The organism is Streptomyces sp. NPDC051921 (assembly GCF_040680975.1).
In the GTDB taxonomy this organism is placed as follows: Bacteria; Actinomycetota; Actinomycetes; order Streptomycetales; family Streptomycetaceae; genus Streptomyces.
The window spans coordinates 178,388-190,080 of the sequence record NZ_JBFAXU010000018.1 but is presented as its reverse complement, the minus strand read 5'-3'; the positions used below and the strand labels follow the sequence as shown (position 1 = coordinate 190,080).

At 70.4% G+C, this 11,693-nt stretch carries 8 protein-coding genes; 7 read left to right on the top strand and 1 reads right to left on the bottom strand.

Annotation, left to right across the window (positions count from 1 at the left end; all coding sequences use genetic code 11):
* The 7 genes from AB0M16_RS24085 to AB0M16_RS24055 form a co-directional block, all read left to right on the top strand.
* Window positions 1-616, top strand: a 616-nt coding sequence (locus AB0M16_RS24085) for a phosphopantetheine-binding protein (RefSeq protein ID WP_365346133.1), incomplete at its 5' end; no start/stop codon positions are given.
* On the top strand, window positions 613-4,593 hold the full coding sequence (locus AB0M16_RS24080; protein WP_365346131.1) for an amino acid adenylation domain-containing protein: 3,981 nt from the start codon (window positions 613-615) through the stop codon (window positions 4,591-4,593). The genes AB0M16_RS24085 and AB0M16_RS24080, both read left to right, overlap by 4 nt.
* Window positions 4,594-4,636: 43 nt before the next feature.
* Window positions 4,637-5,041: a nuclear transport factor 2 family protein gene (locus tag AB0M16_RS24075; protein WP_365346129.1), complete on the top strand. Its 405-nt coding sequence runs from the start codon at window positions 4,637-4,639 to the stop codon at window positions 5,039-5,041.
* 53 nt (window positions 5,042-5,094) lie between these two features.
* Window positions 5,095-6,159, top strand: a complete 1,065-nt coding sequence (locus tag AB0M16_RS24070; RefSeq protein ID WP_365346127.1) for a branched-chain amino acid aminotransferase — start codon at window positions 5,095-5,097, stop codon at window positions 6,157-6,159.
* Window positions 6,160-6,273: 114 nt separating this feature from the next.
* Window positions 6,274-7,251 (top strand): aldo/keto reductase, encoded by a 978-nt coding sequence (locus AB0M16_RS24065; RefSeq protein ID WP_365346125.1) that lies wholly within the window; start codon window positions 6,274-6,276, stop codon window positions 7,249-7,251.
* Between the two features lie 16 nt (window positions 7,252-7,267).
* Window positions 7,268-7,870: a hypothetical protein gene (locus AB0M16_RS24060; RefSeq protein WP_365346123.1), complete on the top strand. Its 603-nt coding sequence runs from the start codon at window positions 7,268-7,270 to the stop codon at window positions 7,868-7,870.
* Between the two features lie 1,159 nt (window positions 7,871-9,029).
* Complete coding sequence (locus tag AB0M16_RS24055) at window positions 9,030-10,367, top strand: Fic family protein (protein ID WP_365346121.1); 1,338 nt, start codon at window positions 9,030-9,032, stop codon at window positions 10,365-10,367.
* Between the two features lie 513 nt (window positions 10,368-10,880).
* On the opposite strand, the gene AB0M16_RS24050 is transcribed toward AB0M16_RS24055, so the two are convergent.
* The gene (locus tag AB0M16_RS24050; RefSeq protein WP_365346119.1) at window positions 10,881-11,693 is read right to left on the bottom strand and encodes a protein phosphatase 2C domain-containing protein; all 813 of its coding nucleotides are present in this window, start codon (window positions 11,691-11,693) and stop codon (window positions 10,881-10,883) included.

Genomic DNA, 11,693 nt, shown 5'->3' with positions numbered 1-11,693 from the left:
CCACGGGCGCGCCGACGACCAGGTGAAGATCCGCGGCTTCCGCGTGGAGCCCGGCGAGATCCAGAACGTCCTCGCGACCCACCCGGCCGTCGGCCAGGCCGCCGTCGTCGTCCGCGAGGACGCCCCCGGCGACAAGCGCCTCGTCGCCTACGTCGTCCCCGCCGACCCGGCGGTCACGCCCGACTCCGGTGAACTGCGCGCCCACCTCGCCGACCGGCTGCCGGAGTACATGGTTCCCGCCGGCTACGTGGCCCTCGACGCCTTCCCGCTCACCCCGACCGGCAAGCTCGACCGGCGTGCCCTGCCCGCCCCGGCGTACGAGTCCCGGGAGGGCGGCCGCGCCCCGCGCAGCGAGCGCGAGGAGAAGCTGTGCGGTCTGTTCGCCGAGATCCTCGGCCGCGAGAGCGTCACCATCGACGACAACTTCTTCGACCTCGGCGGCCACTCGCTGCTCGTCACCCGTCTGATCAGCCGGGTCCGGTCCGTCATCGGCGCCGAGCTGACCATCAAGGCCGTCTTCGAGTCACCGACCGTCGCGGGCCTCGCCGACCAGCTGACCACCGCCCCCAAGGCCCGCCCCATGCTCCGGGCGCGCAGGAGGGAAGGCTCCTCGTGATACCCCTGTCCTTCGCCCAGCGCCGCCTGTGGTTCTTCGAACAGGCCCACGGCTCGACCGCCGCGTACAACCTGCCGTTCGCGCTCCGGCTGCGCGGCACGCTCGACCAGGACGCCCTGCGCGCCGCGCTCGGCGACGTGGTCGGCCGGCACGAGGCCCTGCGCACCCTGTGCCTCGCCGTGGACGACGAGCCGTACCAGCGCATCCTCGACGCCGGGGAGCGCGAAGTGCCCTGGCACGTCTCGCACTGTGCCGAGGAGGACCTGGCCGGGGCGCTCGCCAACGGCCCGGTCGGCTTCGACCTCGCCCACGAACTCCCCGTACGCGCACACCTGTTCGTGACCGCGCCCGACGATCACACGCTGCTCCTCGTGATGCACCACATCGCGACCGACGGCTGGTCCCTCGGCCCCCTGGTGCGCGACCTGGCCGCCGCCTACGAGGCCCGCCTCGCAGGCCGCGCGCCCGACTGGGAGCCGCTGCCCGTGCAGTACTCCGACTACACGCTCTGGCAGCAGGACCTGCTCGGCGATCCCGACGACCCGGACAGCCTGTTCGCCCGCCAGCTCCGGCACTGGACGGCGACGCTGACCGGGCTGCCCGAGGAGTCGGCGCTGCCCTCCGACCGGGCCAGGCCGGCGCAGCCTTCGCACCGCGGCGGCGCGACCGCCCTGACGACCGGCCCCGCACTGCACCACCGGCTGCTGGCGCTCGCCCGCGAGGAGCAGGCCACCGTGTTCATGGTGGTGCACGCCGCGCTGGCCGCGCTCGTGCACCGGCTCGGCGCGGGCCCCGACGTGGTGATCGGCACCGCGACCGCGGGCCGCACCGACGACGCGCTCGACGACCTCGTCGGCTTCTTCGTCAACACCCTCGCCCTGCGGACGGACCTCTCCGGAGACCCCACGTTCCGTGAACTCCTCGCCCGCGTGCGGGAGGTGGACCTGGACGCGTTCGCCCACGCGGACATGCCCTTCGAGCGCCTCGTCGAGGAGCTGAACCCGCCGCGCTCCCTGACCCGCCACCCGCTCTTCCAGATCATGCTCCTCGTCCAGCAGGCGAAGTCCGGCGAGGCCCTGAGCCTGCCCGGCCTGACCGTCGCACCGATGGGCGCCGGCACGAAGACGGCGAAGTCCTTCGACCTGACCATCGCCATCGGCGACACCTACGCCGCCGACGGAGCCCCGGCCGGCCTCAGCCTCAACGTCGACTTCGCGGTCGACCTCTTCGACATGGCCACGGTCGACACCCTCATCGAGCGCCTCGTACGACTCCTCGACGCGGCCCTCACCAGCCCCGACGTCCCGATCGGCAAGCTCGGACTCCTCTCCGACGCCGAACTCGCCACCCTGCCGAAGCGGTGCACCGGCCCCGCCCTCGACGTGCCGTCCGGCACCCGCGTCCCGGACGCGATCGCGGACCACGCCCGCCGCCGCCCGCGGGCCACGGCCCTGACGTACGGCACCGAGCGCCTCACCTACGCGGAGCTCGACGGACGCGCCAACCAGCTCGCGCACCATCTGGTGGACGCGGGCGTGCGCCCGGGCGACCTGGTCGGCGTGTGCCTCGGCCGGGGCACCGACATGATCGTCGCGCTGCTCGGCATCCACCGCGCGGGCGCCGCGTACGTCCCCCTCGACGCGAGCTATCCCGCCGAGCGGCTCGCCTTCCTCATCGAGGACTCGCGGGCCACCGCCATCGTCACCGGCGGCGCCCAGCGGGTCCTCGTCCCGGACGCCGCAGCGGTCCTCGTCGACCTCGACGCCGAGGCCGCGACCCTGGCCGCCCGGCCCGTCACGGCGCCCGGGGCCGCCGTCGCGGACGGCGACGCCGCGTACGTCATCTACACCTCCGGCTCCACCGGCCGCCCCAAGGGCGTCGTCGTCGAGCACCGCAACCTCGCCGACCTGTGCGTGTGGATGACGCGGGAGTACGCGCTCACCCCCGGCGACCGGGTCAGCCAGGTGGCCACCCAGGGCTTCGACGCCTCCGTGATCGAGATCTGGCCCGCCCTGTTCGCCGGCGCCGCTCTGTGCGTCGCCGAGCAGGAGGTCCTGGACGACGCCGAGGCCCTGGTCGACTGGGTCGCCGACACGGGCGTCACCTTCTGCCTGCTGCCCACCCCGCGCGTCGACCTCGTCCTCGACGACCTCACCGAACGTGCCCCGGCCCTGCGCTTCGTCTACTGCGGCGGCGACGTGCTGCGCAACCGGCCCCGCCCCGGCGCGTCCTTCGTCTTCACCAACATGTACGGCCCCACCGAGTGCACCGTCGCCGCCACGGCCGGTGCCGTGGCACCTCAGGGCGGCCCCGGCGCCGAGGGACTGCCGGACATCGGCGGCCCGACCGCCAACACCCGCTGCCACGTGCTCGACGACTGGCTGAAGCCCGTCCCGGACGGCGTGCAGGGCGAGCTCTACCTCGCCGGCGCCGGCGTGGCCCGCGGCTACCTGCGCCGACCGGACCTGACCGCGAGCCGCTTCGTCGCCGACCCCTACGGACCGCCCGGCGCCCGCATGTACCGCACCGGCGACGCCGTGCGCCGACTGCCCGACGGGCGCCTCGTCTTCGCCGGCCGCACCGACCAGCAGGTCAAGCTGCGCGGCCTGCGCATCGAGACCGGCGAGATCGAGTCCGTGCTCGCCCGCCACCCGGACGTCGGCGCGGCCGTCGTCCGGGTGGGCAGGGGCCCCGGGGGAGCGGAGGCCCTGATCGCCCACGCGATCCCGGCCGGGGACACCCGACCGGACCCGGCCGCGCTGCGCGCGTTCGCCGCCGGGTGGCTCCCCGACTACATGGTCCCCGCCCACGTGGTCGTCCTGGACGCCTTCCCGCTCACCCCCAACGGCAAGATCGACCTGCGGCGGCTGCCGGCCCCCGAGGCCGGACCCCGCGGCCAGGACGCCCGGCCCGCGTCCCGCCCCCCACGCACCGAGCGCGAACACCTCCTGTGCGGGATCTTCGCCGACGTCCTGCGCGTCGAGCGCGTCGGCATCGACGACGGCTTCTTCGACCTGGGCGGCCACTCGCTCCTCGCCACCCGCCTGATCAGCCGGATCCGGGCCGCGTTCGGCGTGCGCTTCGGCCTCAGGACCCTGTTCGAGACGCCGACCGTGGCCGGCCTCGCCGCCCGCCTCGACGCCCCGGACACCGCCGAGGCACAGGGCGTGCTGCTGCCGCTGCGGTCCACCGGCAGCCTGCCGCCGCTGTTCTGCGTCCACCCCTCCGCCGGCGTCGGCTCCGTCTACTCCGGACTGCTCACCGCGCTCGGCCCCGACCAGCCCGTCCACGGCCTCCAGGCCCGCGCGCTGACCGAACCGGACGCGGCACCCGACTCCGTACGGGCCATGGCCGCCGACTACCTCGCCGAGATCCGCGCCGTACAGCCCGAAGGGCCGTACCACCTGCTCGGCTGGTCCTTCGGCGCGGGCGTCGCCCACGAGATGGGCGTCCAACTCCAGGCCCGGGGCGAGGAGGTGGCCCTGCTCGCCATGCTCGACGGCTATCCACCGGACCCCACCTGGGACCGCGTCTGGCGGGCCGACGCCCCCGAGACGCTGGCCGCGCTGCTGCTCAACCTCGGCTACGACACGGCACCGTGGGGCGCCGGCGGACCGTCGTACGCCGCGTACGAGAAGGCCGTACGGGACGTCCACGGGCCGCTCGGCGGACTGCCCGCGGACATCGCCGCCGCCCTCCCGGGCGCCTTCGCCGCCAACCTCAGCCTGCTGCCCGACTTCACCCCCGGCGTCTTCGACGGCGACGTCCTCTACTTCCACGCCACCGCCGACAAGCACGCGCACTCCCCCCGGCCGGAGGCCTGGCGGCAGCACCTCACCGGCCGGCTCGACCTGCACGCCGTCGACTGCGACCACGGCGGGATCGTCCGCCCCGGCCCGCTGTCGGTCATCGCCCCGCTGCTGCGCGCCCACCTGGCCGGGCGCACCCCGGCCGCGACGGCCCGCCCGGCCGCCTGACCGCCCCACCCCCGCCCTCTCGCACCCACCAGGAGGCACGCCCATGACCACCGCCGCATCCCGGCACACCGGCGCGAACCGACAGGACGACACCAGCCACGGCGTCCGGCAGGTGATCCGCTTCTACGAGCGGGTCGACAGCGGCGACGCGCTCGCCATGTCCGAACTCTTCGCGCCCGGCGCCGTCTACACCCGCCCCGGCTACGAACCCTTCATCGGCCCCGCCGGACTCCTCCGCTTCTACACGGAGCTGCGCACCATCCGCGAGGGCGGTCACGTCCTCGACCGGATCGTCGAACAGGGCGACGACATCGCGGTCTTCGGCGAGTTCCACGGCGTCCTGCACAGCGGCGCCCCGGTGGACCTGCGCTTCGCGGACTACTTCGGCCTCGGCCCCGACGGGCGCTTCGTCCGCCGCGACACCTACTTCTTCGCCCCGCTCGTCTGACCGACCCCCGACCTCCTTCCGACCCCACCCGAACCCACCGAGGAGCACCCACCATGACCTCCGTCGTCGAACCGCCGCTCAGCAAGGTCGTGCAGAACCCCGGCCACGGCGAGTCCTTCACCGCCCACATGATCAGCATGGAGTGGTCCGAGGAGGGCGGCTGGACGAGCCCCGAGCTCGTGCCGCTGTCCGACATCGCCATCCACCCGGGCATGATCGGCCTGCACTACGGCCAGGTCACCTTCGAGGGGCTCAAGGCCCACCGCCGCACCGACGGCCGGATGGGCGTCTTCCGCCCGCGTGACCACGCCCGCCGCTTCCAGCGCTCGGCCCGCAGGCTCGCCATGCCCGAACTGCCCGAGGACACCTTCGTCGAAGCCGTGGAGCGCCTCATCGCCGTCGACGAGGACCACCTCTCCGACGACCCCACGCACAGCATCTACCTGCGCCCGTTCATGTTCGCCACGGACACCACGCTCATGCTGCGCCCGTCCCGCACCTACCGCTTCCTGCTCATGGCCTTCGTGGCCGGCGGCTTCTTCGGCGAGAACGTCGAGTCCGTCTCCGTGTTCATCAGCCACGACTACGTACGGGCCTTCCCCGGCGGCACCGGGGACGTGAAGATCGCCGGCAACTACGCGCCGTCCTTCCTCGCCCAGCAGCAGGCCGAGGCCGCCGGCTGCCAGCAGGCCGTGTGGCTGGACGCCATCGAGCGCCGCTACGTCGAGGAGATGGGCGGCATGAACATGTTCCTCGTCCGCGGCAGCGGGGCCGACGCGCGGATCGTCACGCCGGAACTCACCGGAACCCTCCTCCCCGGCGTCACCCGCAACACCCTGCTCACCCTCGCCGAGCGCCTCGGCTACCCGGCCTCCACGGAGCGCATCACCGTCGACCAGTGGCGCGAGGAGAGCACCGACGGCACCATCACGGAGGTCTTCGCGTGCGGCACCGCCGCCGTCGTCACCCCCGTCGGCCGCGTGCGCGACCCGAAGGGCGGCGACTGGACCATCGGCGACGGCCGGCCCGGCCCGGTCACCCTGCGCATCCGGCAGGCCCTGGTCGACCTGCACCACGGCGAACTGGCCGACCCGGACGGCTGGCTGCACCTCGTGTGACGGGCGGGCGGTCCGTCCCCGACGGGGCCGGACCGCCCCCGCCCTCCCCAACCGCCTCGAAAATGCCCCCGATTACTGCCGGTCGGCGCGAACTCCCGCTCCTACGGTCACCGCATGACGCGACGACGCCTTCAGGGAACCGCACTCGACGTCCACCCGCTCTGCCTCGGTGGCAGCGTCTTCGGCTGGACCGCGGACACGGGCACCTCCCACCGGGTCCTGGACGCCTACGCCGACGCGGGAGGCAACTTCCTGGACACCGCCGACTCGTACAGCCAATGGGCACCCGGCAACGACGGCGGCGAGTCCGAACGCGTCATCGGCGCCTGGCTGGCCTCCCGTGGGAACCGCGACCGCATGGTCGTCGCCACCAAGGTGGGCCGCTCGGAACGGAACCCCGGACTCGGCGCGGCGACGGTCCGGCGCGCCGCCGAGGAGTCCCTGCGCCGGTTGCGCACCGACCACATCGACCTCTACTACGCCCACATCGACGACCCCGCCGTCCCGTTCGAGGAGACCCTCGGCGCCCTCGACGCACTCCGCCGCGACGGCCTGGTACGGCACGTCGCCGTCTCCAACATCACCGCACCCCGCCTGGCGGAGGCGCTGAACACCGCGGACCGCGAGGCCCTGCCCCGCTACGGCGCCCTGCAGACCCCGTACAACCTGGTGCGGCGCGCGGAGTTCGAGCGGGAACTGCTTCCCCTGTGCCGCGCCGCCGACCTTCCCACCATCCCCTACTTCGCCCTGGAGCAGGGCTTCCTCACCGGCAAGTACCGCCCCGGCCGCACGGTGCGCAGCGCCCGCGCGGCGGCCGCGTCGGCACCGGGCCGCACGGCGGCCGGCCGGGCCGTCCTCTACGCGCTCGACGAGCTCGCCGCGGCCCGCGGGACGACGCCCGCCGCCGTCGCGCTGGCCTGGCTCGCGGGCCGGCCCACCGTCGCCGCCGCCCTCGCCAGCGCCCGCACCCCCGAGCAGTTGCAGGAGCTCCTGACCGGCGCGGACCTCACCCTGGACGCCGCCGAACTGACCCTCCTGGACACCGCCTCCCGCACCCCCGAGCCGCTCCCCGTAGGGGCCTTCCGCCCGTAGGGAGTGAGGAGAACCCATGATTCCCGTACCGCCGGCCGTGGTGATCGACCGCGATCTGCTGGCCCCCTTCCTCGCGGCCGCCCGCCAGGAGTACCGCGACTGCACGCCCGAGGCGCCACCGGGCTGTTTCGCCCTCCTCGTCGGCACGCTCCACGACGACGCGGCCGAGGTCCTGCGCGTCGAGCAGGCCGAGAACGTCCGCGCCGTCGACGACACGGCCGAGGCCGAGTTCGCCGCGTCGATCGTCCCGTGCTTCGGCGCGGCCTACGCGAACCGCCGACGCGGCTTCTGGTGCTCCTCGCGCGACCTGCTCCGCATCCACCGCGCCGCCGACCGGGACGGCCTGGAGGTCCTCGGCTCGATCCACCTGCACCCCGACTGGCACCACATAGGCCCACCCGCCGAACGCGGCCTCCGCATCAGCCAGCAGCCCACCCCGATGGACCGCTACATGTTCGCCCACACGGGCTATCCGGTGAACATGATCAGCTACCTGGAGACCCCGGACCCGACGTCCCCGCCCACCACCGCCCCCACCGAGTTCCTGGCGGCCTGGTCACCGCCGCCCCACCCGGACGCGACGGAGTGCGCGGAACTGACGATCAAGTACCGCGACTGATCAGCGGCAATCCGGGCGCCCCTCCCGGGCGCGCACCTTCCCGAGGCCGTGGCCAGGGGCGCCGAGGCGACCTCGACGAGGATCTTCGGCGCCGGCCCCGCATCGGCCCTGGACAGGGGGGCGGCGGTCGTCACGCGGACACGCGCGCAGACAGAAACAGGTGAGGCCGGTACTGGGATCAGTACCGGCCTCACCTGCTGTTTCGGCTGTCGGGGTGGCGGGATTTGAACCCACGACCTCTTCGTCCCGAAGCAACTCGGGTTGGGGCGCTGCCTTGGACTGGCGCGGCTCTCACCTGCGCTGATGGTCCGCAGACGTTCGCGATCGTCCACCGCTGTTCGTCGGCGTTGTCACGCAGTTAGACACTCACCGCGCCGTGCTTCACTTCTTGCGACGCTTGCTCGCTCTCTTCTTCAGCTCAGCTTGGCCGCGCTTCGTCCACTCGCCTTGGTGGAGGTAGCAGCGCGATGTGTCCTTCATCGTCTTGTTCCGACATCGACGGCCGGCCGCTGTGGGCCAACCACACTTGCCTTGTCTCCACACGCCAGCCCCTCGGTAGCCCACATCACGTCAGTCCCCAGAGTGGGCGACGGTCCCGACAAAGGGCAGGGCGCATAACGGGTGGTACCCAGCGCTCTGGGTGCATGGCGGTAGCTACCTCGGCGCACAGCCCTGATGGCAGGTTTCACCTGGGCTCTCGCGCCGAGGTAGCTGGTCTGTCCTGATGTTGCAGGGAGACGTGACTGCGCACGTCCAGCGCTGGGGGCCGACGATCTGGTGTCGGCGTGGGCCTGCCTTTGAGGTGGTATCACCTACTAGTTTGGTAGCCACTAGTAGCCCACTAGTAGATGAGTGTTGCTGGGCCCGTGACCACCCCTTGACCTGCGACGATCCCCTTCTAACTACCAATCTAGTAGTAACTAGTAGATCCTTAGTAGGAGGGATCGTCAGCCCAACCCGGCAAGACGATCTACTAATCTAGTAGCAACTAGTAGCTGGCTAGTAGATCCGTAAGCTTGGGCCGAGCTGTTGCGAGGAGGCTCCGACCAGCAGCGATCGTCATCCAGCTACTAGTCTGGTAGCAACTAGTAGCTAGGTAGTAGTTGCGCGGGCCGGCCTCGTCGCCCGCTGCTGCATCGGAGGCCTCGTGAAGCGTCCCATGACACCCCCTGACGCGGATGACTTGATCAAGTCACTTCTTAAGTCGGACAATGCTGACAAGATTGCGAGGATCTTCGTAAATCCAGGGGCTGGCCCTGCGGACGAGTACCTGCCGTGGGACAAGATCCGCTTTAAGAGTCCACCCGAGGGCTTGACCCACGAGGAGTGGTGGGCCGGAATTAAGTTCACCCGTCGCCAGATGCGACGTAAGCTCCCATTGGTTGATGTGCGGGGTAAGCACTTCACTTTTGCTCTTCCGGACGTGGTCCTCAGATCGCTTGAGCAGGTTACGCGCGATGCAAGTGGGAAGATCACCATTAGCGAGCAGGTGACGAACCCCGGCACGCGGGACAGGTATCTCGTAAATAGCTTGATTGAAGAGGCGATCAATTCCAGTCAATTGGAAGGTGCCTCAACGACTCGCCGGGTGGCCAAGGAAATGCTTCGAGCCGGGCGGGCCCCCCGCTCTCGCGACGAGCGGATGATTGTTAACAACTTTCAGGCCATGCGAATGATTGGTGACATTAAGGATCGGTCTCTGACTCCGGAGCTTATCTGTGAGATCCATCGCATCGTGACTGATGGCACTCTCGATAATCCTGACGCGTCGGGCCGCTTTCAGCTTCCTGGTGAAGAGCGAGTCGGGGTTTTCGCAGATGATGGAGAACTCTTGCACACGCCTCCGCCGGCCCAGATGCTTCCTGAGCGTATCGAGAGGCTGTGTCGGTTTGCCAATGGGGAACTCGATGAGGGGAGCTACATCCCTCCCGTCCTTCGGGCTATCACGGTGCACTTCATGATCGGATACGATCACCCGTTTGAGGATGGCAATGGCCGTACCGCTCGCGCCCTCTTCTACTGGGCGATGTTGCATCAGGGGTATTGGCTGACGGAGTTTGTGGCCATCTCTCAAATCCTCAAGAACGCTCCCGTGAAATATGCCCACAGCTATCTCTATAGTGAAGACGACGAGAACGACCTGACGTACTTCCATCTCTATCAACTGGATGTGTTGCAGCGGTCGATTGCAAATCTTCATTCGTATCTCGCTACCAAGGCGAGGGAGGTGAAGGAGCTGCAGAAGAAGATTTCTGGTGCTGCGGCTCAGTTTAATCACCGGCAGATCGCTTTGCTGGAATATGCGACGAAGAACCCTGCTGCTTCTGTCACTGCGCAGTCGCATATGAGCAGCCATAATGTCGTATATGAAACTGCGCGACAGGACCTAATTGGCCTTGAAGGGCAAGGCCTTTTGGTGAAGAGACGTTCTGGTCGCTCATTCGTTTGGTCCCCAGTCCCTGATCTTGAGGCCCGGCTGCACGCTCTGGCGGATTAGTGTGCTGCGCTTCCTCGGCGTGGCGGTTGGGCCGTGTGGGCTGTTGGGGGCCGACCGGAGTTCCACCACTGCGCCGACTCCCATCCCGTCTGCCGTCGACCCACACACCGTGGAGCAGGCGCGGTGCCGGGCGTCCAGGTGGAGCGCGCCACTGTACGAACGACCTGGACGCCCGGTGCCGTGTCTGCTCGGCTCTGCCTGGGTCGACGGCAGACGGGATGGGAGTCCCCACCTCAACCCTCCACCGCCGGCACCCGCGTACGGGCTCCCGCCATCCCGGAGCCTGAGGCCCCCGCCGGAGGCATGTCGGTGACGGATGGCAACCGCGGCGCCGGTTGGGGCTCGACTCATGCCCTCGGCCTATCCCACTCGCAGGGGCGGGCGTCGGCGCAGCGCGCGCGGAGCGGGCCGAAGGCAGGAGCGTCGCGCGGAGCGGAGCCGGGAAGCCCGCCCGGCGGAGCGGTAGCGGAGCCGGGTGCTTGATGAGGTAGAGAAACCTGTAACAGCTCGCTGCTAGAAGCGGGCGAAGATCACCGTGGCATCGTCGTGCCCCTTGGAGCGGGGCCATCGCTTCCGGTCAGGGTCGCTCAGCTCGGCTTCGCGGACCTGGCAGATGAGTGAGGCTGTGCCGTGGCGCTCCAGGACCTCGAGGAAGTCTGCCCAGTCGCCAAGCCCGAAGGTGTCGACGTACCGGGCGGAGCCGTCGGTGAGGAGCGCTGCTCGTTTCAGGTGGGCGATCGGGGTGCTGCCCGTCAGGGCCTCGGCTGCGGCTTCAGGATCCGCGGCGGCTACCCAGAATCCGCCCTGCCGGTTGCGCAGTGCCCGCTCTTCCTCCACCAACGCGGTATGCACCGCTCGTTCCTCAGGTGACCCCGGCTCGGCCGCGCGCAAGGCGGCTCGCTTCTCGCTGGCCACCGCCTTCAAGCGTTGATCGGAGACGACCGAGGGCTCTTGCCCCTCGTCGAGGACGAAAGTGCCGTCACCCAGTACCAGCCACTCGGCTTGCTCGTCCCGGACCCGCAGCATCGCGACCATCGCTGACGGCGAGAACGGGCTGTCCACCTCGCAGGTGTCCCGGTGGAGATCCGCTGTCCGCTCGATGGCGGTCGCCAGGCAGTGAGCCAAGTCCCGCCGGCTCTCGGTGGCTTCTCTGTGTAGAGCGTTGCCCAGCCGCCGGACGTACCAAGCCACGCCGTGCTCGCAGCCGGTGGGCAGACCCTTCGGCATGCCGGCCCCGTCCAGCACCACGACACACTCGGCGCTGCCGAGGGCGAAGTCTTCGTTGGGTCCGCCAGGTCGAGGAGTGCTGGACAGGGCGAAATCCAC

Bases quoted from the DNA above. Each gene is read 5' to 3' on its own strand.
- AB0M16_RS24075 (WP_365346129.1), top strand. From the start codon at position 4,637: ATGACCACCGCCGCATCCCGGCACACCGGCGCGAACCGACAGGACGAC.
- AB0M16_RS24070 (WP_365346127.1), top strand. From the start codon at position 5,095: ATGACCTCCGTCGTCGAACCGCCGCTCAGCAAGGTCGTGCAGAACCCC.
- AB0M16_RS24065 (WP_365346125.1), top strand. From the start codon at position 6,274: ATGACGCGACGACGCCTTCAGGGAACCGCACTCGACGTCCACCCGCTC.
- AB0M16_RS24060 (WP_365346123.1), top strand. From the start codon at position 7,268: ATGATTCCCGTACCGCCGGCCGTGGTGATCGACCGCGATCTGCTGGCC.
- AB0M16_RS24055 (WP_365346121.1), top strand. From the start codon at position 9,030: ATGACACCCCCTGACGCGGATGACTTGATCAAGTCACTTCTTAAGTCG.